A 19,185-nucleotide genomic window follows, 5' to 3' on the forward strand; every position below is an offset into this window, starting at 1 on the left:
CGCCTGCTCTGCCGAGCAGGCTTTTTTGTATCTATTACCCTGGAGTTTATGATGGTGAGTTTAAAATCTTTCCTGCACTATTTCTCTCCTGCACGTCCGGCACAGCCGTTAAGCGAAGCGGAAAAACAGCAAATCGAGGCGTTGGTTCAGGCCTTCGGCGGTGAAGCGAATATTACCCAAGTGGACGCCTGTATTACCCGTCTACGGGTAACGGTTCGTCATCTGGCAGCCGTGGACTCGGACGCATTACAGCAGCAGGGCGCGCTGGGTGTCATTATTCTTGGCCAGCAGGTTCATGCTATTTTCGGTAAGCAGTCCGATGCGCTACGTCAATTGCTGGATGACCATTTTGCCGCGCGGAAATAAATAAAACGGGATAACCTGAAAACAGGTTATCCCGAAAATAAGACAAAGACAGCAGTGGCAATAATGATTACCGGAGGGAAATTAATGACCTTACAGTTGGAGATATCAATAACGTATTTGTCTTACCAGCGCGATATTACCACCAGGCTTCAACCTGTACGCCGAAATTCCAGGTATTATTCGCCGTCTGGTCTTCAAACGGTTTACCATCTTCGGAATCATTCAGATACGACGCGAAAATACGTAATTCCGGGCGTGACATAAAGTCCGGCCCGTCCGCCAGGCCCAGCGCAATGGTATATTTCTCACCGGCCTGTTTGTAGCTGGTGCCATTGTTATAGCTGTCTTTCTGATAGAAACCGCCGACTTCGCCAATCAGGCGCACGTAGTCGGTGAACTGATACTGCCCGCGGGCGACCAGCGACAGCATCCGCGTTTTATCGGTATAGTCGGTAATGTCATCCGCCGAGCCCCAGGTCAGAACGTGGTTGATGGAGAACTTCTCGGTAATGGGGATCAGACCGGTGTTAATCACGCGATAGCCGGTGGCGTCGTTCACGTAGTTCCACATATCGTACCAGCCGCCGCCCTGGGAGACCATGTTCTGCGCCAGACCTTTGTTGGCATACTGCAGCACGGTTTTGTTATAGCCGCCCAGCATATCCTGACTGATTTCACCGGTCAGCATCACGCCATTTTCGGCATCGTACAGTCCGCCGTAGCTGTCCTGTTTTTTAGTGGTGTTCGGCATGGCGTAGTCGATGCCGAATTCGGTCCACGACCCGGACCACGGCTTCCATCCCGCGTAGCGTAAATCGATATAGTTGATATTGACGTTGCTGTCGCCATCGACGCGATAGTCAACGTCGTTGGCATCGCCGCGGATCCACGCCAGCGAGACGGCGCCCGGGCCAAGGGTGTAGTTTTCCACCCCGGCCCCGGAGCCGGAAATGTTCCAGTATTTAGTATCGATGATGTGCAGGTCGTGACGCTGGTAGTAACGTTTGCCGCCCCAGATCACCGCATTCGGATCGCCCGGGATCAGCCCTTTGATCTGCAGGTTCAGCTGACGTAAGCCGAACTGCGCGTCATCGTTCAGCGTGGTTTCATTATCGTTAGAGCCATCGGAGACCATGCTGACCATGCTGTCGAGATAGAAACTGACATCATCTTTTTTGTAGACCTCGGAGCCTAGCTCCAGCTCGCCATAGGTATCCGATTCGTTCCCCAACCGGCCCAGCTTGTTCTTTTGCCATTCCGCTTCGCTACCGTCGCCGGAGACCCCAACCCCGGCACGCAAATAGCCATGAAAATCAACGGTCGGGATCGCAGCGGTAGCCGCAAAGGCGGAAGGGGCGATTAGCGCAGCGGCTAATGCTGTGGAAAGGACGCGCAGTGTCGTATTCATCTCTATCCTCTTATTGTTTTGTATTACGTTCACATAACTGATGTCATAAAATGCCTAAATGTAACTTCAGGCAAATGAGATATGATTATTGTGTGACTAAGTGCAAATAATAACGCTGGTTTTTGTTGTGATGAGTGAAGTGTTTCACAATTAACCTGGTTGTGAACGTAATACTTTTTGTGGTGTAATTTTGCGATGAGAGGTAGCGGTGAGCGTTTTTTCAAATGGCCCCTGTTACAATCATGGGATAACAACATAAGGAACCGGACCATGAAGTCTAAAAGCGCTACTCTGGAAGACGTCGCTCGTCATGCGGGCGTCTCTTACCAGACCGTGTCCAGGGTACTCAACAAATCTGCCAATGTATCCGAAGCGACGCGCCGCAAGGTGGAGAAATCGATAGAGGCTCTGCGCTATGTGCCAAACCGGCTGGCGCAGCAGCTGGTGGGGAAGGAGAGCCAGACGGTCGGACTGGTGACGATTTCGCTGGCCTGGCATGCCCCCTCCCAGGTGGCGGCGGCGGTAAAACGCTATGCTAATCTGGAAGGTTACCAGGTCCTGATTTCAATGATTGATGAGAGCGTCAACCAAAGCATCCAGGATTCCATCAATGAGCTGAAGTCTCAGCGGGTGGATAAGGTCATTATCAACGTGCCGCTGGAGACCGAACAGGCGCAGAAAATCGCCGCTGACAATGATGATATCGTCTGCCTGTTTCTCGACGTTGATCCCTACAGCTCCGTGTTTAACGTTTCGTTTAACCCGGCGGACGGCACCCGGGCCAGCGTCAAATATCTCTATGAGATGGGGCATCGGGAGATTGCGTTGCTGGCAGGCCCGGACAGCTCCGTATCGGCGAAACTGCGGCTGAAAAGCTGGCTCGAGACCCTGGATGGCTACGGTCTGAAGCCGGTGACCGTCCTGCGCGGCAACTGGGATGCGCAGAGCGGCTACGCCGGCGCGCTGCAGATGCTGCGGGAAACGCCTAATTTCAGCGCCGTGCTGGTGGGCAATGACCAGATGGCGCTGGGGGTGCTCAGCGCCTTCCATCAGCATCAGGTGGCGGTGCCGGGAGAGAAGTCGGTGATTGGCTATGACGATACCTACGAAAGCTCCTTTTTCTATCCGGCATTGAGTACGGTCTCGCTGGACCTCGACCTGCAGGGGAAAGAGGCGGTGCGGCGGATCCTCGCCAGTACCAGCGGTGCGGCGCATACCTCATCCATCCTGCCGGCGCGCCTGGTGATTCGCCATTCCAGCGGCGCCAGAGTCGAGCAGGGGAAAGATCTGCAGGCTATCGCGGAGCAACTTCGCGCTATCGCCCACCGTCTGGCGCCCTGAAGCCAAAGGCGAGGAAACTCGCCTCTTTGTTATTACCCCTGATATGACCATGGTTGATCTTTGTCGTGGAACGGCGTACCTTAATTGTTATGTTATAACATAATGACGAGGTCATGATGAAAGCCCATATCCATCCTCCCTATCGCACGGTGGTGTTTCACGACACCAGCGCCAATGAATATTTTAAAGTTGGCTCAACCATCCGCACCGAACGCGTGATTGAGCTCGACGGTGAGACGTATCCGTATGTGACGATCGACGTCTCCTCGAAATCGCATCCCTACTACACCGGCAAACAAAAAACGTTCGCCAGCGAGGGTAGCGCGGCCCGTTTCCGCCAGCGCTTTGGCGGCTTCATTGATGCAAAAAGGAAGGCATGATGCAGGTCGTTAACTCATTACGCAGCGCCAAACAGCGCCACCCGGATTGCCAGCTGGTCAAACGCAAAGGGCGGCTGTACGTGATCTGCAAGAGCAACCCCCGCTTCAAAGCAGTGCAGGGGCGCAAAAAACGTCGTTAACGGAAGCTTTCCAGGGGACGGCGCTGCTGGCCGTCGGCGGTAAAATTGTCGGCGGCCAGCCATTGGCGCATGGCGCTATCCAGCTGCGGCCATTCGCCATCAATCACTGAAAACCAGTCCGTGTCCCGGTTGTGTCCTTTGCTCACCAGTGCCTGACGAAAACGTCCTTCGTACTGAAATCCCAGTCGCCTTGCCGCACGGCCTGACGGCGTATTGAGGCTATTGCATTTCCATTCATAGCGACGGTAGCCGAGCGTCTCGAACACATACTGCATCAACAGCCAGTGCGCTTCGGTGGCCATAGCCGTTCGGCTTAGCAGCGGAGAGAAATGGACATGCCCCACCTCGACCACGCCATGGGTGGCATCGATGCGCATTAACGCCAGCGAGCCGACCGCCGTTCCACGCTGCTGGTCAACGACGGCGAAATGGATCGGATCGGCCAGCGTCGCAACCTGCGCCACCCAGGCGCTAAATTCAGCCAGGCTGGTTTCCGGTTCGCGCAGCAGCCACGTCCAGCTGCGGGCGTCGGGCGCCAGCTGATGGGCAGCAAACAGATCGCTGGCGTGGGCGAGGGTGAGTGGTTCGAGCCGACAGCGGCTGCCCTGAAGTATCTGCCGGGTCGGCCAGGGGCGGGGTTGCCAGTCGGGCAGCGCGGCGCCGAGCGCCTGTCCAAACTGATTGCATTCACACATTGCGGTTTCCTTATTGGGGATGTACAGGCAGCGTACGCGCTGGCTGGTTCCATAAAAAGTGCCATTAGAGTATGTTTTTATGGATCCACGAGGAGGCGACATGAATATACCGGACGATGCGTTTTATGGGTTGGTGACGCAGGGGATGCGGCAGCGAACGGACGAAACCCTGCAGCGTGCCCTTTACCACACTTTGCGCCATGCCATCCTGCAGGGAACCCTGGCGGCCAGCTGCCGTTTGCCAGGATCGCGCGTGATTGCCGGTCGACTGCATCTGTCGCGTAATACGGTGAATGCCGCACTGGAGCAGCTGACGCTGGAGGGATACCTGACGCGAAGCCGTCAGGGGACGCAGGTGGTGCCGCTCGCCGCTAGCGGTCGGCAGGAGGTAATCGCGCCACCCGTTGTGCTGTCTGAGCGGCTGCAGGGGCTGCCAGCCGCTATGCGCCGTGACTCGCCGGCGCTGCCGTTTACGCCTGGCATGCCGGCGGTGAACTATTTCCCGCTGCCGCTGTGGCGGCGGTTAATCGATAAGGCATTGCGCGACGAAGGCAGCACGCTGCTGGGCTACGGTGAGGCCGCGGGCGATCCCCAACTGCGGGAGGCTATCGCCCGCCATCTGGCGCTCTCCCGGGGCATCCGGTGCGATATCCGGCAGATCGTCATCACCGAGGGGGCGCTGGAAGGGGTCAACTTATGCGCCTCGCTGTTGACCAACCCGGGCGACAGCGTGTGGCTGGAAGAGCCGGGGTACCTGGGCGCCAGGAGTGGTTTCCAGCGAGCGGGGCTGCGGGTCTGTGGGATGGCCGTCGATGGTGAAGGGATGTGTATTGCCAACGGCGTGGCAGAGCCACCCCGGCTGATTTTCACCTCTCCCTCTCATCAGTATCCCCTTGGGAGCGTCATGAGCGCCGCGCGGCGTCTGGCGCTGGTGGAGTATGCCCATCGGCACGGCGCGTGGATTGTGGAGGATGACTACGACAGCGAGTTTCGCCACAGCGGAGAGCCGATCCCGGCGATGCTGGGGATGGTCCCGGATGCCCCGGTGGTCTATCTCGGCACCTTCAGCAAAACCCTGTTTCCGGCGCTGCGTATCGGTTTTATGGTCATGCCGTCCGCGCTGGCGGATGCCGCTCAGGAGGCCATTGGCGCGCTGCTGCGCGGCGGGCACCGCGCTGAACAGCGTGCGCTGGCCAGCTTTATCGAGATGGGACACTATGCGCGTCATCTGGCAGCGATGCGTCGTCTGTACCGCAAACGTCAGCAACAGCTGCGCGAGGCGCTGGCACAAGAGATTACCGTGCCGTGCGAAGTCCTCGGTGGGGAAGGGGGACTCCATCTGACGTTGGCCATAGAGGGGATCGACGATCAAACGATTGCGCAGCAGGCGCGTCAGTTTCAGCTGGCGCCCGCTGCGCTAAGTCATTTCTATCTCGACCCGCGGCGGGGGCGGAGCGGGCTGGTGCTGGGGTATGGCAATACTTCGGCTTCCCGCTATCCGCTGGCGCTGCGGACGCTGAATCGTCTTATTGCGCAGTACCGGCGCGGGTCAGCGTAAAGACATCGTAAAAGGAGAGTTCGCCTTTGGTGTCGACCATTTTTTTAAGCTGTGCCTTCTGCTCGCTATCGACGTCCGGCGACTGCAGGATACGGTCGATCAGCTGTTGGGGGACAAAGCGGGTGTTGTACCATTCGCCGTTGTAACACACGCGAAAGTCGAGGACATCGATATCTTCGTAACGATAGCGTGGATAGACGTCAAAGAAGAAAAAAGCGTTGAACAGGATGAACAGCACCACCAACAACCAGACCGAATCCACCAGCGTTTCAGAGCGCAGCATGACCACCAGCGTCGCCAGAAACGCAGCATACATGGCAACAAACAGGCCCGGATGGTTGCGGATGAAACTGATGCTAAAACGCGGGCGATTATCGCGTTTTTCCTGCACGTTAAGTTCGTCAATGGTGTGAGTCAGCAGGCGTTGTATTTCTGTCATCTTGGTCCCCGAATTCTGCAATAAGCCCGCCCCGTGCGCCCGATGGATCAGGTGCGGCAGGCTCAGCCTGAAGGTTATTTTATGTTGCAGTATTCTGCGGAGAAAGTAACAGATCAGTTACAGAAAAGCATAACAGTTACGCATTCGGCGGCGGAAGGCGCTTGATGATCTGCGCCGGGTTGCCGCCGACAACGGTACTGGCGGGAACGTCTTTAGTGACCACCGCTCCGGAGGCGATGACCGCATTATCGCCAATGGTCACCCCGGGATTGATCACCGCCCGACCACCAATCCACACATTGTGGCCAATGGTCACCGGTTTGCCATATTCCTGGCCGCTGTTTCGGGCCTCAGCATCCAGCGGATGGGTGGCGGTATAGATATGGACGCCCGGCGCCAGCATGCAGTTATCGCCAATATGGATAGGGCAGACGTCCAGCATCACACAGTCGAAATTGGCGTAAAAACCGGCGCCGAGAAAGATATTGTAGCCGTAGTCGCAGCGAAAGCTTGGCTCGATATACGCATCGCCAGCGCGACCGAACAGCTCGGCCAGAATATGCTGACGTTCTTCCTGGGCATTCGGGGCGGAATGATTATAACGGTGCAGCAGCTGTCTGGCGCGCAGGCGATCGGCGCGAAGCGTTGGGTCGCCAGATAAATAGAGCTCACCGGCGATCATTTTGCGTTTTTCTTCACTCATTGGTCTTCCTTATACCTGACGTTAGAGGGTCGCAACAGTATAAAAAAGAAACCGGTTACAAGTTTGCTGTTGGCTGAATGCTGTGATGACTATCACAAAGATGTCCTGCTGAGGCTGGCGATTACCATCCGGTCAGCAGACCGCGTCGGGCGCACTAATTAGCGGATAAATTTCCAGACAGACGTCGGGATTTTATCGTACAGCTTATTCATAGTCAGTTCAGCCAGACGATGATCGGCGGCTGAGTAAAATACCGCCAGCTCATTATCAGAAAGTTCATATTTGTTTTTTTCAATGACGCGCTCCAGCGTGTCAATTGTCTGGCAACGACGTAAGCGCATCAAATAGTCTGTTTTAGTTAATGGCTTATCAGACATAATTCCACCTTTTGATTGTAATAATCCTAACACGAAAGACTGGCCGGATTTTCCCGGCTGGCGTTGACAAAACAACGAAATAACCGATTACCGGATTTTTTCCACTTTTGCAAATCCGTAGAGTTAATGCCGTAGTTACTGAACAACGTAAATGTGTCGTCCAGATATTCGTCAACCTGAGCGATCAGCTTATTATCCTCAGCGTACTTAATTTTATAATTAAGGGCGAATGTGGCAATGTGCTCGATCAGTTCATTTAACTGGAGATTGACAGCCGATGTCGGGTCGTTGACCCAGCCATGGTTGCTCTCTTCCAGGTTTGCAAGGCAGTCATGATACAGCGTTTCGCAGAGAAAGCGTAGTTGTGCGATATCATGTCTTTTTGGCGAGTATTCGTCCATAACGCATCCCCTTTTGAGTGGTTTAAACGACGACTAACAAACACCGTTGTGGGATGAACACGACTAACTGACCTGACACTAACTGAGTAATCCTGCTGATTTAACTATAATCCACTCTCCAGGAGATTTCATCGTGCTATTACGAAAAATTACAATTATCAGAGAGAAATTATCTTAAAAATAGACGAATTAATTTCTGCGGCCCGGGCGCGCAGCCTGAAAAATAGAGATGTCTTATCAATCATTGGTTTAAGACAGGCAGTCGTCGCGTTCAGAAACCGCCGGCCGTGAATGATGATATTAGGATTATTCCTGGTAAATGAGCGTAAGAAGATCCTAAGGGCTAAACAGCGCGATAGATATAGTCTGCAACACATCAATAGATATTAAATGCAGCGCGAAAAATAAACAATGGCAATATGTGCCCTGTCGGTAATGAACAAAAAAAGGGCCGCGGTGGCGGCCCTTTGTTCAGTAGTGCAGATTAATGATGCTCAACCTGATGGCTGTGCTCAATATCTTCCGTTTTCTTACTAAAGCGGCGACGAACCACCACAAAGAACACCGGCACGAAGAAGATAGCCAGGATCGTCGCGGTCACCATCCCGCCCATTACGCCTGTACCGACGGCGTTCTGCGCACCGGAGCCAGCACCGGAGCTGATAACCAGCGGCATAACCCCAAGGATAAACGCCAGAGAGGTCATCAGGATCGGACGCAGACGCATACGCACCGCTTCAAGCGTCGCCTCAATCAGCCCTTTGCCCTCTTTCTCCATCAGGTCTTTGGCGAATTCAACGATCAGTATCGCGTTCTTCGCCGACAGGCCGATGGTGGTCAACAGGCCAACCTGGAAGTAAACGTCATTGGTTAAACCGCGGAGGGTGGCGGCTAACAGCGCGCCGACCACACCTAACGGTACGACCAGCATGACCGAGAACGGAATCGACCAGCTCTCATACAGCGCTGCCAGACACAGGAAGACGACAATCAGCGAGATGGCATACAGGGCAGGGGCCTGGTTACCGGACAGCCGCTCCTGATAAGACATCCCGGTCCAGTCGTAGCCGATACCCGACGGCAGTTTACCCGCCAGCTCTTCCATCAGGCTCATCGCCTCACCGGTACTCTTGCCTGGCGCTGCCTGGCCAAGAATTTCCATCGATGGCAGACCGTTGTAGCGTTCCAGACGCGGCGAACCGTATTCCCAACGCGAGGTGGAGAAGGCGGAGAATGGCACCATCTGGCCATCACTGCCGCGAACATACCACTTGCCGATGTCTTCCGGCAGCATACGGTATTTCGCTTCGGACATGATGTACACTTTCTTCACGCGGCCGCGGTCGATAAAGTCGTTGACATAGCTTCCGCCCCAGGCAGCGCCCAGCGTGGTGTTAATGTCGCTGATGGAGACGCCCAGCGCCTGGGCTTTTTCCTGATCGATATCGACTTTGAACTGCGGTGTATCTTCCAGACCGTTAGGACGCACGCCGGTCAGCACGTCAGGATGCTGCGCCACCATACCAAACAGCTGATTACGTGCCTGGGTCAGTTTTTCGTGTCCCAGGCCGCCCTGATCAATCAGCTGGAAGTCAAAGCCGGTCGCGGTACCCAGTTCAACGATAGCCGGCAGGTTAAAGGCGAAGACCATCGCGTCTTTAATCTGCGAGAAGTAGCCCATCGCCCGACCGGTGATCGCTTCAACTTTGTTTTCGTCGCCCGGACGTTGGCTCCAGTCTTTCAGCGAGACGAACGCGATACCGGTGTTCTGGCCGCGGCCGGCGAAGCCGAAGCCGTTAACCGCAAACACGGATTCCACGTTGTCCTTCTCTTTGGTGAGATAGTAATTCGTCATCTCATCCAGCACTTTCTGCGTGCGCTCCTGGGTGGCGCCGGCAGGCAGCTGGGCCATACTCAGGAATACCCCCTGGTCTTCGTCCGGCAGGAACGAGCTCGGCAGACGAACGAACAGCCACGCCATGCCCACCACGATGATCAGATACAGCACCAGATAGCGACCGGTGCTGCGCAGAATGTTGCCTACGCTGTCGGTGTAATGGTGCGTGCTCTTATCGAACATGCGGTTAAACCAGCCGAAGAAACCGGTGGTCGCGCCGTGGCTGCCTTTCTGGATAGGCTTCAGCATCGTGGCGCACAGCGCCGGCGTCAGGATCAGCGCGACCAGTACCGATAGCGCCATCGCGGAAACGATGGTGATGGAGAACTGGCGATAGATGGCGCCGGTTGAACCGCCGAAGAATGCCATCGGGATAAATACCGCCGACAGCACCATGGCGATACCTACCAGCGCGCCCTGAATCTGCCCCATCGATTTACGCGTCGCTTCTTTCGGCGGCAGGCCTTCTTCGGCCATGACGCGCTCGACGTTCTCGACCACCACGATGGCGTCATCCACCAGCAGGCCGATGGCGAGCACCATCCCGAACATCGTCAGGGTGTTTATCGAGAAGCCAAACGCCGCCAGCACCGCGAAGGTCCCTAACAGGACCACCGGCACCGCGATGGTCGGGATCAGCGTGGCGCGGAAGTTCTGCAGGAACAGATACATCACCAGGAAGACCAGGATGATCGCTTCCACCAGCGTTTTAACCACTTCGTGAATAGAGATTTTCACGAACGGGGTGGTGTCATACGGGTAAACGATTTTCATCCCCGACGGGAAAAACGGCTCCATCTTCGCCAGTTCAGCGCGGATCGCGTTGGCGGTATCCAGCGCGTTCGCGCCGGTAGCCAGTTTAATACCCAGACCGGACGCTGGCTGGCCGTTATACTTCGCCACCACGTCATAGCTTTCGCCACCCAGCTCAATTTTGGCGACATCACGCAGACGAACCTGGGAACCATCCTGGTTCACCTTCAGCAGGATGTTGCCAAACTCTTCCGTATTGGTCAGACGCGTCTGTGCGACGATAGACGCGTTGAGCTGCTGGCCTTTCACCGGCGGCGTACCGCCTAACTGACCAGCGGCTACCTGGGCGTTCTGCGCTTTCAGAGCGCTGATCACGTCCACCGGCGTGAGCTGGAAGTTATTCAGTTTATTCGGATCCATCCAGATACGCATCGCGTACTGGGAACCGAAAAGCTGAACGTCGCCGACGCCGCTGGTACGGCTGATCGGGTCCTTCATGTTGGCCGCCACGTAGTCCGAAATATCGTCCTGGTTCATGGTGCCGTTGGTGTTAATAACGCCGACAACCATCAGGAAGCTGCTGGACGCTTTCTCAACGCTGATCCCTTGCTGCTGTACTTCTTGCGGCAGCAGAGGGGTGGCCAGGGCCAGCTTGTTCTGAACCTGAACCTGGGCGATGTCCGGATCGGTACCGGATTCGAAGGTCAGGGTGATGGTCGCCGTACCGGTGGAGTCGCCATTCGAGGACATGTACATCAGGTGATCGATACCGTTCATATTCTGTTCGATAACCTGAGTCACGGTGTTCTGCACGGTTTCGGCGTCAGCACCGGGGTACATGGCGGTAATGGAAATTGCTGGCGGCGCAATCGTCGGATATTGCGCCACCGGCAATTTGAGGATCGATAATCCCCCAGCCAGCATGATGATGATGGCGATCACCCATGCAAATATGGGGCGATCGATAAAGAAATTAGGCATGTCTTAACGGCTCCTGTTTAAGTTAAGACTTGGTTTGTTCTGATGGCGCGTTGCCTGCGGCTTGCTGTTTATCATCAGAAGCTACTTCCTGCGCTTTTACCTGCACGCCTGGTTTGATTTTTTGCAGGCCAGTGACGATAACGCGATCGCCGGATTTCAGACCGTCAGTGACCAGCCATTTATCGCCAATCGCTTGAGAAGCAGTGACCTGGCGGACTTCGACCTTATCGCCTTCACCCACTACCATGACGCTGGCATCGCCGCGCGGCGTACGGGTGACACCCTGTTGCGGCACCAGCAGGGCGTCAGGGTTAACCCCTTCTTCCAGACGGGCACGGACAAACATCCCCGGTAGCAGGGTGTGATCCGGGTTAGGGAAAATAGCGCGCAGCGTGATAGAGCCGGTGGTCTGATCGACGGTGACATCCGAGAATTCCAGCGTGCCAGCCTGCGGATACTTAAGACCGTCGTTAGTCACCAGCTCCACTTTCGCTTTCCCGTTTTCCTGTTTCAGACGGCCATCGGCCAGCTCCTGTTTCAGGCGCAGGAAATCATTGCTCGACTGGGTGACGTCGACATAGATCGGATCCAACTGCTGAACGGTTGCCAGGGCGGTTGTTTGACCATTTTGCACCAGCGCCCCTTCGGTCACTGCGGATTTACCAATGCGACCGCTAATCGGCGAGGTGACTTTGGTGTAGGCCAGATTGATGCGCGCGGTTTCAACGGCTGCTTTCGCCGCGACCACGGCCGCATTGCTCTGCTGCGCCGTCGCGACGGCGGTATCGTAGTCTTGTTGACTGATATATTTAGTGCCTAACAGTTTCTGATAACGCTTGACCGTCAGTTGATCCATGTTTGCCGCCGCCTGGGCTTTTGCCAGGTCGCCTTTGGCGCTGTCATAGCTGGCCTGATAGGTGGCTGGATCGATCTGATACAGGGAAACGCCGGCCTGGATATCGCTACCTTCCACGAAGTTACGTTTTAAAATAATGCCACTGACCTGAGGACGAACTTCCGCAATGCGATAGGCGCTGGTGCGGCCTGGCAGTTCGGTGGTTATTTGTAGAGGTGCGGATTTGAGCGTCACAATACCGACTTCCGGCATGTGCTGGGCTCCTTGTTGAGCCGGTTTATCGTCACATCCTGTTAGCGCTAAGCTGCCTGAGAGCATCAGAACGACCGCCAGAGGCGTTAACCCTCTGTTTTTGTTCATATGTAAACCTCGAGTGTCCAATTTCAAAATGTTCAGTGGCTCAAACAACCACAAACCCACTACAGTCTTTCTATTATGGTCGTGCTATGGTACATACATTCACAAATGTATGTAAACGTAACCTCTGTAAAGTCATTAACCTATGGCACGAAAAACCAAACAACAGGCACGTGAAACCCGGCAACTGATTCTGGATGTTGCTCTGCGTCTGTTTTCGCAGCAAGGCGTATCATCTACCTCGTTGGCAACAATTGCAAAAGCTGCGGGTGTAACGAGGGGGGCTATCTACTGGCATTTCAAGAATAAATCAGATTTATTCAACGAAATTTGGGAGCTGTCAGACGCCAGTATTAGCGATCTCGAAATTGAGTATCGGGCAAAATTCCCCAACGATCCACTCTCAGTTATCAGGGAGATATTAGTCTATGTTCTTGAAGCGACAGTGACAGAAGAGCGTCGTCGGTTGATGATGGAGATTATCTTCCATAAGTGCGAATTCGTCGGAGAAATGACCGTAGTGCAGCAGGCCCAGCGGCAGCTCTCCCTGGCGAGCTACGAGCGTATCGAGCAAACCTTAAAAGAGTGTATCGCGGCGAAGCTGTTGCCTGCCAATTTACTCACCCGGCGAGCGGCGATTTTAATGCGCAGCTACCTTTCAGGCCTGATGGAGAACTGGCTGTTTGCTCCCGACTCGTTCGACCTGCATGCGGAAGCGCGTGACTACGTCGCCATCCTGCTGGAGATGTATCAATTCTGCCCCACGCTTCGCGGCCCGGAGAGCCTGCCAGCTTAACGAAGCGTGCGGATGAGCGTGAATTTTTAGCGTGGTCCGCCGCTATTCGCCAGCGATGAGAAGTGCTATTCTGCGCGCTTGCGACGACCCCCGGTATTCTCCGGCATTTGCATTCATTCATATTAACTATGCTGCACACGATCTCCAGGCAACGCGCCACGTTCATCTTTACCATTATGCTGCTCTGTTTTATTGGCCTTTTCAGTCCAGTTCAGGGCCGCGCCGCAGACCTCCCTGACCGGGCGGAGGTACAGAGTCAGCTCAACACATTAAACAAGCAAAAGGAACTGACTCCGCAGGATAAACTGGTCCAGCAGGATTTGACCCAGACCCTGGAAACGCTGGATAAAATCGATCGCATCAAGAGCGAGACGACGCAGCTCCGCCAGCAGGTCGAGCAAGCCCCGGCGAAGCTGCGCCAGGCGGTGGATAACCTTAACAACCTGAGCGATGTCCCGAACGACGACGCGACGCGCAAGACGCTGAGCACGCTCTCCCTGCGTCAGCTGGAATCACGCGTCACCCAAACGCTGGACGATCTGCAGAATGCGCAAAACGATCTGGCAACCTACAACAGCCAGCTGGTTTCCCTGCAAACGCAGCCGGAACGGGTGCAAAATGCGATGTACAACGCCTCCCAGCAGCTGCAGCAGATCCGTAATCGTCTGAATGGCACCTCGGTGGGCGATGAGACTCTGCGTCCGACCCAGCAGGTGTTGCTGCAGGCCCAGCAGGCGTTGCTCAACGCGCAGATCGAGCAGCAGCGTAAGAGCCTCGAAGGCAACACTATCCTGCAGGATACCCTGCAGAAGCAGCGTGACTATGTAACCGCCTGGAGCAACCGGCTGGAGCATCAGCTGCAGCTGCTGCAGGAGGCGGTGAACAGCAAGCGGCTGACGCTGACTGAGAAAACCGCCCAGGAGGCGGTCACGCCGGATGAAACCACGCGTATTCAGGCCAACCCGCTGGTCAAGCAGGAGCTGGATGTTAACCACCAGTTGAGCGAGAAGCTGATCCAGGCGACGGAGAATGGCAACCAGCTGGTGCAGCGCAATATCCAGGTAAAGAACTGGCTCGACCGCGCCCTGCAGTCTGAGCGGGATATTAAAGAGCAAATTTCCGTGCTCAAGGGCAGCCTCCTGCTGTCGCGCATTCTTTATCAGCAGCAGCAGACGCTGCCGTCGGCGGATGAGCTGCAGGATATGACTAATCGCATAGCCGACCTGCGGCTCGAACAGTTTGAAGTTAACCAGCAGCGCGACGCCCTGTTCCAGAGCGATGCCTATGTCGCTAAGCTGGAAGAGGGGCACAGCGCTGAAGTAACCGATGAAGTGCACGCCGCGCTGCTGGAAGTGATCGACATGCGTCGCGAGCTGCTTGACCAGTTCAATAAACAGCTGGGGAACCAGCTGATGATGGCCATCAACCTGCAGATCAATCAGCAGCAGCTGATGAGCGTCTCCAGCAGCCTGAAAGAAATCCTGACCCAGCAAATTTTCTGGGTGAACAGCAATAAACCGATGGACTGGGAGTGGATTAAGGCCTTCCCGGAAGCGCTGAAAGGTCAGTTTAAGGCGATGAAAATCACCGTGAACTGGGAAAAAGCGTGGCCGGCGGTATTTATCGCTTTCCTCGCCGGATTACCGCTGCTGCTAATTGCCGGCCTGATCCGCTGGCGTTTGCAGTGGCTCAAGGATTATCAGGCGAAGCTGGCTTCTCAGGTAGGCCAACTACGCAATGATACCCAACTGCATACGCCGAAGGCGATCTTTATCGACCTGATCCGCGCCTTACCGGTGGTGCTGGTGATTCTGGCGATTGGCCTGATCTTACTCACCATGCAGTTAAATATCAGCGGACTGCTGTGGGCGTACAGTAAAAAACTGGCGATGTTCTGGCTGGTGTTTGGCCTGTGCTGGAAAGTGCTGGAAAAGAACGGCGTGGCGGTCAGCCACTTTAATATGCCGGCGCAGTTGACCAGCCACTGGCGGCGGCAGATTGTCCGCGTCAGCCTGGCGCTGCTGCCGCTGAATTTCTGGTCGGTGATTTCCGAGCTGTCGCCGCTGAACCTGATGGACGATGTGCTGGGGCAGCTGGTGATTTTCTTCAACTTACTGCTGATCGCGGTGCTGGTCTGGCCGATGTGCCGGGAAAGCTGGCGCGATAAAGAGTCGCACAGCCTGCGCCTGCTGACGATCACGGTGCTGTCTATCGTTCCGGTGGCCCTGATGGTGCTGACGGCGACCGGCTACTTCTACACCACGCTGCGCCTGGCGGGACGCTGGATCGAGACGGTTTATCTGGTAATGATCTGGAACCTGCTGTACCAGACCGTGCTGCGTGGCCTGAGCGTGGCGGCGCGGCGTATCGCCTGGCGCCGGGCGCTGGCGCGCCGTCAGCATCTGGTGAAGGAGGGCGCGGAAGGCGCTGAGCCGCAGGAGGAGCCGACTATCGCTCTCGAACAGGTTAACCAGCAGACGTTGCGCATCACCATGCTGGTGATGATCGCGCTGTTCGCGGTCATGTTCTGGGCGATTTGGTCGGATTTGATCACCGTTTTCGCCTATCTCGACAGCATCACCCTCTGGCATTACAACGGCACCGAGGCGGGGGCCAGCGTGGTGCGCAGCGTGACGATGGGCAGCCTGCTGTTTGCCATTGTGGCGTCGATGGTTGCCTGGGCGCTAATCCGCAACCTGCCGGGGCTGCTGGAGGTGCTGGTCCTGTCGCGGCTCAATATGCGTCAGGGGACTTCCTACGCCATCACCACCATTCTTAACTATGCGATTATCGCCATTGGGGCGATGACGGTATTCGGGTCGCTGGGCGTCTCCTGGGACAAACTGCAATGGCTGGCGGCCGCGCTGTCGGTTGGTTTGGGTTTTGGTCTGCAGGAGATCTTCGGTAACTTTGTCTCCGGCCTGATTATTCTGTTCGAACGTCCGGTGCGCATCGGGGATACGGTGACTATCGGCACCTTCTCCGGTACGGTAAGCAAAATCCGTATTCGCGCCACCACCATTACCGACTTCGATCGCAAAGAGGTGATCATCCCGAACAAGGCGTTCGTTACCGAGCGCTTGATCAACTGGTCGCTCTCCGACACCGTGACCCGCGTGGTAATCCGCCTCGGCGTCGCCTACGGTTCCGACCTGGATAAGGTGAAGGAGGTGCTGCTGAAGGTGGCGCACGATCATCCGAAAGTGATGCAGGAGCCAGCGCCGGCGGTCTTCTTCACCACCTTCGGCCCCAGTACGCTGGATCATGAACTACGTCTGTATGTCCGTGAACTGCGCGATCGCAGCTACACGGTGGATGAGCTCAACCGCGCCATCGACCGTCTGTGCCGGGAGAATGACATCAACATTGCCTTTAACCAGCTGGAAGTCCATCTGCGAAATGAAAAGGGTGATGAAGTCACGGAAGTGAAGCGGGATGGAAAGGGCGACGATTTAGCACCCTCCGTCGCGTCTTAACTGAAGAGGGGCGGCGCAACGCCGCCCCTGCTGCATCAGGGCGCCAGCGCGGCGAGCTCCTCGTCGCTAAGCCCGGTGAGTTCCCGCACGATTTGTCTTTCGAGGCCGCGCGCCAGCATTCTGGCGGCGATGCTGCGAGTGGCGGCTTCTCGACCTTCCTGCTCGCCCTCCTGCTGCCCCTGTTTACGGCCTTTCTCTTCCAGCCATTCGGCAATGGTCATCATCAGCTCCTTATGCCTGGGCGACTGCGCCGCCAGCGCGCGGATCAGCGCCCCCGGATGTTCCGTTGTACCCGCCTGCAACATATAGCGCAGCAGCGTATTCAACTGCGCTTCTGTCAGATAGCCTTGCGTCATCAGCGCAATCAGCGGCACCTGCAGCTCGGCCAGATCGCGATGGCGGATATGCTTTTGCAACAGCTCCAGCATGGCCATCCGCCGATGACGGACGATCTGATTATCTGGCATAACGGTGAGGTCCACCAGCGGAAAATCACCGCTATAGAGCGCCTTCGCCAGCGCCGGTTCGGCGAATAGCTGTTGCCAGTTGCGGGGCCAGGGCCAGGGGGTGACCTTGCCGTGATAAAACAGAATCGGCACCACCAGCGGCAGCGTATCGTGGCCAGCGTCCAGATGACGCTGCATGGCGGCCAGCGCGTAGCGCAGCAGTCTAAACGCCATCAGCTTGTCCGGGGTACTCTGGTGCTCAATCAGCGCGTAAACATAGCCCGGTCCGTGGCGGGTGCGCAGTGAGTAAAGGATATCGGAATAGCTGGCGCGCAGGTCCTCTTCAACAAAGCTACCGGAGACCAGCTGCAGCGAATCCAGCTCGCAGATTGCCAGAAACGGCGCGGGCAGATACAGCTGCAGGAAATCCTTCGCCACCGCCTGATGCATCAGCATCTGGCGAAAAACCGCATCGTACGGGGTTTGACTGACCTTTTCCATCAATATTGCCTCCATCGGCGTCATGCGCAGAGGACCACTCTGCCAGCACTCCGCCGTGGGCAACATCTTACTTCTGCGGCGTTTGCGAGGCGCTTTCCGCGTTTTTTAACTTGTTTGCATAATCCCGCCTGACAATTTCCAGCGCGTCCAGCACGGTTTGCGCCGGGATCTGATGTGATTCCAGCAACATGATTAAATCGACGGCCAGTTTGACCTCATCGGGGGCATTTTCCAGCGACATCGGACTCTCCTGTTAGCGCGTCAGCCGCGCCAGTACGTTTTCAATCTTATCCAGCGCCTGTCGGCAGCGCGCCAGCCGTCCACTGTAGACCTCGACTTCCCTGGCCAGCCGCTGCTGCTCGTCGAGGCTGGTAGCCTGCGTCAGCTGGCGCTGGCGTTGGTCGCGCATCGCCAGCAGGCGGCGCTCATACTCCTGATGCTGTAGGCGACGGCGCTGCCAGCGGCTCAGCGTTGGCGAGGCATGGTCCCAACTGCGCAGCGACCAGGTGGCGGTTTCGCGACGCAGCGCAGCGATTTGCGCCGCCAGACGCTCGGCGATCCAGGCTACCTGCGGCAACTGCTGGCGCTCGACGGCCTGGCGGAGCTGGTGAAAGTTGTGTTGGGCTTCCGCCAGATAGGCCTGCATCAGCGTGCTGCGGGTGTGGAAGAGCTGGCGGTCAAAGCGCGGGCTGAGGGTCGCGTGCTCCGCCAGCGGCGCCACCTGCGCGGCCAGCTCGCTGAGCTGATTGTTCAGCGTTTGTAAAAGTTGAGCTGTTTTCACCAACCCCCTCCATTCTCCATCAGCCAACTGTGCTACAGTAGCCGTATCTGTTTGATAACGATTCGCATTATGCCACCTGTTATTTTAACCATTATCGGCTGGCTGGCGGTAGCGCTGGGTACGCTGGGCGTCTTCTTACCGTTGCTGCCGACGACGCCGTTTATTCTGCTTGCTGCCTGGTGCTTTGCCCGCTCATCGCCGCGCTTTCACCAGTGGCTGCTGTATCGCTCATGGTTCGGCGGCTATCTTCGCCACTGGCAACAGTACCGCGCCATGCCTCGCGGCGCCAAACCGCGCGCCATTGCCATGATCGTGGCGACTTTTGCTATTTCGCTGTGGCTGGTTAAGCTTACGTGGGTGCGCATCATGCTGTTGGTCATTCTGGCCTGTCTGCTGATCTTTATGTGGCGCATTCCGGTGGTTGACGCAAAGCAACAAAAGCACTGATGCGCAATAATGCCTGTTGCAATTGTTGCTGACAGCCAGTAAATTCTGGCGTTTTCGAGCGCGGGTAAGCCTGGTCAAAGGTTAAA

General features: G+C 56.2%; 20 protein-coding genes. 9 read left to right on the plus strand and 11 right to left on the minus strand.

The annotated features are described in order from the left end of the window. Positions 1–51 precede the first annotated feature (51 nt). A complete protein-coding gene (locus tag CE636_RS21135) occupies positions 52–366 on the plus strand; it encodes a glucose PTS transporter subunit EIIB (protein ID WP_004204757.1) in 315 nt (104 codons plus the stop codon). A 136-nt stretch (positions 367–502) separates the two neighbouring features. Here CE636_RS21135 and CE636_RS21140 read toward each other — a convergent pair whose 3' ends face one another. After that, positions 503–1,774 (minus strand): maltoporin, encoded by a 1,272-nt coding sequence (locus CE636_RS21140; RefSeq protein ID WP_004204756.1) that lies wholly within the window; start codon positions 1,772–1,774, stop codon positions 503–505. Positions 1,775–2,044: 270 nt separating this feature from the next. On the opposite strand from CE636_RS21140, the gene CE636_RS21145 reads away from it, so the two are divergent. The 3 genes from CE636_RS21145 to ykgO all read left to right on the plus strand — a co-directional run bounded on the left by CE636_RS21145 (position 2,045) and on the right by ykgO (position 3,635). Beyond that, positions 2,045–3,115 carry a LacI family DNA-binding transcriptional regulator gene (locus tag CE636_RS21145; RefSeq protein WP_004204755.1) on the plus strand — a complete coding sequence of 357 codons (1,071 nt, stop codon included), beginning with the start codon at positions 2,045–2,047 and terminating at the stop codon, positions 3,113–3,115. A gap of 116 nt (positions 3,116–3,231) precedes the next feature. Next, positions 3,232–3,495: a type B 50S ribosomal protein L31 gene (locus tag CE636_RS21150; protein WP_004204754.1), complete on the plus strand. Its 264-nt coding sequence runs from the start codon at positions 3,232–3,234 to the stop codon at positions 3,493–3,495. Further along, on the plus strand, positions 3,495–3,635 hold the full coding sequence (ykgO, locus tag CE636_RS21155) for a type B 50S ribosomal protein L36 (protein ID WP_002892018.1): 141 nt from the start codon (positions 3,495–3,497) through the stop codon (positions 3,633–3,635). The genes CE636_RS21150 and ykgO overlap by 1 nt, the downstream gene beginning before the upstream one ends. Here ykgO and CE636_RS21160 read toward each other — a convergent pair. Beyond that, positions 3,632–4,330 (minus strand): GNAT family N-acetyltransferase, encoded by a 699-nt coding sequence (locus CE636_RS21160; protein WP_017898895.1) that lies wholly within the window; start codon positions 4,328–4,330, stop codon positions 3,632–3,634. The genes ykgO and CE636_RS21160 overlap by 4 nt on opposite strands. Positions 4,331–4,430: 100 nt before the next feature. Between CE636_RS21160 and CE636_RS21165 the strand changes: the two genes are divergently transcribed. Beyond that, positions 4,431–5,888 (plus strand): PLP-dependent aminotransferase family protein, encoded by a 1,458-nt coding sequence (locus CE636_RS21165; protein ID WP_017898894.1) that lies wholly within the window; start codon positions 4,431–4,433, stop codon positions 5,886–5,888. Here CE636_RS21165 and CE636_RS21170 read toward each other — a convergent pair. Further along, positions 5,857–6,327, minus strand: a complete 471-nt coding sequence (locus CE636_RS21170) for a YlaC family protein (RefSeq protein WP_017898893.1) — start codon at positions 6,325–6,327, stop codon at positions 5,857–5,859. The genes CE636_RS21165 and CE636_RS21170 overlap by 32 nt on opposite strands. Positions 6,328–6,369: 42 nt before the next feature. Here CE636_RS21170 and CE636_RS28905 point away from each other — a divergent pair, with 42 nt between their 5' ends. Further along, positions 6,370–6,492: a hypothetical protein gene (locus CE636_RS28905; protein WP_032426076.1), complete on the plus strand. Its 123-nt coding sequence runs from the start codon at positions 6,370–6,372 to the stop codon at positions 6,490–6,492. Here CE636_RS28905 and maa read toward each other — a convergent pair. The 5 genes from maa to acrA all read right to left on the minus strand — a co-directional run bounded on the left by maa (position 6,464) and on the right by acrA (position 12,655). After that, positions 6,464–7,030, minus strand: a complete 567-nt coding sequence (gene maa, locus CE636_RS21175; RefSeq protein WP_004204750.1) for a maltose O-acetyltransferase — start codon at positions 7,028–7,030, stop codon at positions 6,464–6,466. The genes CE636_RS28905 and maa overlap by 29 nt on opposite strands. A 158-nt stretch (positions 7,031–7,188) precedes the next feature. Further along, positions 7,189–7,407, minus strand: a complete 219-nt coding sequence (locus CE636_RS21180; RefSeq protein WP_002892050.1) for an HHA domain-containing protein — start codon at positions 7,405–7,407, stop codon at positions 7,189–7,191. Between the two features lie 26 nt (positions 7,408–7,433). Beyond that, the gene (gene tomB, locus CE636_RS21185) at positions 7,434–7,808 is read right to left on the minus strand and encodes an Hha toxicity modulator TomB (protein ID WP_002892066.1); all 375 of its coding nucleotides are present in this window, start codon (positions 7,806–7,808) and stop codon (positions 7,434–7,436) included. A gap of 484 nt (positions 7,809–8,292) precedes the next feature. After that, positions 8,293–11,439, minus strand: a complete 3,147-nt coding sequence (gene acrB, locus CE636_RS21190; protein WP_017898892.1) for a multidrug efflux RND transporter permease subunit AcrB — start codon at positions 11,437–11,439, stop codon at positions 8,293–8,295. A 22-nt stretch (positions 11,440–11,461) separates the two neighbouring features. Next, the gene (gene acrA, locus CE636_RS21195; RefSeq protein ID WP_004204747.1) at positions 11,462–12,655 is read right to left on the minus strand and encodes a multidrug efflux RND transporter periplasmic adaptor subunit AcrA; all 1,194 of its coding nucleotides are present in this window, start codon (positions 12,653–12,655) and stop codon (positions 11,462–11,464) included. Positions 12,656–12,797: 142 nt separating this feature from the next. On the opposite strand from acrA, the gene acrR reads away from it, so the two are divergent. Next, a complete protein-coding gene (acrR, locus tag CE636_RS21200; RefSeq protein WP_004204746.1) occupies positions 12,798–13,448 on the plus strand; it encodes a multidrug efflux transporter transcriptional repressor AcrR in 651 nt (216 codons plus the stop codon). 128 nt (positions 13,449–13,576) lie between these two features. Next, the gene (gene mscK, locus CE636_RS21205) at positions 13,577–16,924 is read left to right on the plus strand and encodes a mechanosensitive channel MscK (RefSeq protein WP_004204744.1); all 3,348 of its coding nucleotides are present in this window, start codon (positions 13,577–13,579) and stop codon (positions 16,922–16,924) included. A 35-nt stretch (positions 16,925–16,959) separates the two neighbouring features. On the opposite strand, the gene CE636_RS21210 is transcribed toward mscK, so the two are convergent. The 3 genes from CE636_RS21210 to priC all read right to left on the minus strand — a co-directional run bounded on the left by CE636_RS21210 (position 16,960) and on the right by priC (position 18,652). Continuing rightward, the gene (locus CE636_RS21210) at positions 16,960–17,871 is read right to left on the minus strand and encodes an Rpn family recombination-promoting nuclease/putative transposase (protein ID WP_017898891.1); all 912 of its coding nucleotides are present in this window, start codon (positions 17,869–17,871) and stop codon (positions 16,960–16,962) included. A 67-nt stretch (positions 17,872–17,938) separates the two neighbouring features. Next, entirely contained in the window at positions 17,939–18,112 is a 174-nt protein-coding gene (rsmS, locus tag CE636_RS21215) for a pleiotropic regulatory protein RsmS (RefSeq protein ID WP_004204742.1), read from the minus strand. A 12-nt stretch (positions 18,113–18,124) separates the two neighbouring features. Then, a complete protein-coding gene (priC, locus tag CE636_RS21220; RefSeq protein WP_004204741.1) occupies positions 18,125–18,652 on the minus strand; it encodes a primosomal replication protein N'' in 528 nt (175 codons plus the stop codon). Positions 18,653–18,721: 69 nt separating this feature from the next. On the opposite strand from priC, the gene CE636_RS21225 reads away from it, so the two are divergent. Further along, entirely contained in the window at positions 18,722–19,099 is a 378-nt protein-coding gene (locus CE636_RS21225; RefSeq protein WP_004204740.1) for a DUF454 family protein, read from the plus strand. Positions 19,100–19,185: the final 86 nt, after the last annotated feature.

Origin of the sequence: Klebsiella sp. LY (genome assembly GCF_004010915.1) — a bacterium.
Lineage (GTDB): Bacteria > Pseudomonadota > Gammaproteobacteria > Enterobacterales > Enterobacteriaceae > Klebsiella > Klebsiella quasipneumoniae.

Bases quoted from the DNA above. Each gene is read 5' to 3' on its own strand.
- CE636_RS21135 (WP_004204757.1), top strand. From the start codon at position 52: ATGGTGAGTTTAAAATCTTTCCTGCACTATTTCTCTCCTGCACGTCCG.
- CE636_RS21140 (WP_004204756.1), bottom strand. From the start codon at position 1,774: ATGAATACGACACTGCGCGTCCTTTCCACAGCATTAGCCGCTGCGCTA.
- CE636_RS21145 (WP_004204755.1), top strand. From the start codon at position 2,045: ATGAAGTCTAAAAGCGCTACTCTGGAAGACGTCGCTCGTCATGCGGGC.
- CE636_RS21150 (WP_004204754.1), top strand. From the start codon at position 3,232: ATGAAAGCCCATATCCATCCTCCCTATCGCACGGTGGTGTTTCACGAC.
- ykgO (WP_002892018.1), top strand. From the start codon at position 3,495: ATGCAGGTCGTTAACTCATTACGCAGCGCCAAACAGCGCCACCCGGAT.
- CE636_RS21160 (WP_017898895.1), bottom strand. From the start codon at position 4,330: ATGTGTGAATGCAATCAGTTTGGACAGGCGCTCGGCGCCGCGCTGCCC.
- CE636_RS21165 (WP_017898894.1), top strand. From the start codon at position 4,431: ATGAATATACCGGACGATGCGTTTTATGGGTTGGTGACGCAGGGGATG.
- CE636_RS21170 (WP_017898893.1), bottom strand. From the start codon at position 6,327: ATGACAGAAATACAACGCCTGCTGACTCACACCATTGACGAACTTAAC.
- CE636_RS28905 (WP_032426076.1), top strand. From the start codon at position 6,370: ATGGATCAGGTGCGGCAGGCTCAGCCTGAAGGTTATTTTATGTTGCAG.
- maa (WP_004204750.1), bottom strand. From the start codon at position 7,030: ATGAGTGAAGAAAAACGCAAAATGATCGCCGGTGAGCTCTATTTATCT.
- CE636_RS21180 (WP_002892050.1), bottom strand. From the start codon at position 7,407: ATGTCTGATAAGCCATTAACTAAAACAGACTATTTGATGCGCTTACGT.
- tomB (WP_002892066.1), bottom strand. From the start codon at position 7,808: ATGGACGAATACTCGCCAAAAAGACATGATATCGCACAACTACGCTTT.
- acrB (WP_017898892.1), bottom strand. From the start codon at position 11,439: ATGCCTAATTTCTTTATCGATCGCCCCATATTTGCATGGGTGATCGCC.
- acrA (WP_004204747.1), bottom strand. From the start codon at position 12,655: ATGAACAAAAACAGAGGGTTAACGCCTCTGGCGGTCGTTCTGATGCTC.
- acrR (WP_004204746.1), top strand. From the start codon at position 12,798: ATGGCACGAAAAACCAAACAACAGGCACGTGAAACCCGGCAACTGATT.
- mscK (WP_004204744.1), top strand. From the start codon at position 13,577: ATGCTGCACACGATCTCCAGGCAACGCGCCACGTTCATCTTTACCATT.
- CE636_RS21210 (WP_017898891.1), bottom strand. From the start codon at position 17,871: ATGGAAAAGGTCAGTCAAACCCCGTACGATGCGGTTTTTCGCCAGATG.
- rsmS (WP_004204742.1), bottom strand. From the start codon at position 18,112: ATGTCGCTGGAAAATGCCCCCGATGAGGTCAAACTGGCCGTCGATTTA.
- CE636_RS21225 (WP_004204740.1), top strand. From the start codon at position 18,722: ATGCCACCTGTTATTTTAACCATTATCGGCTGGCTGGCGGTAGCGCTG.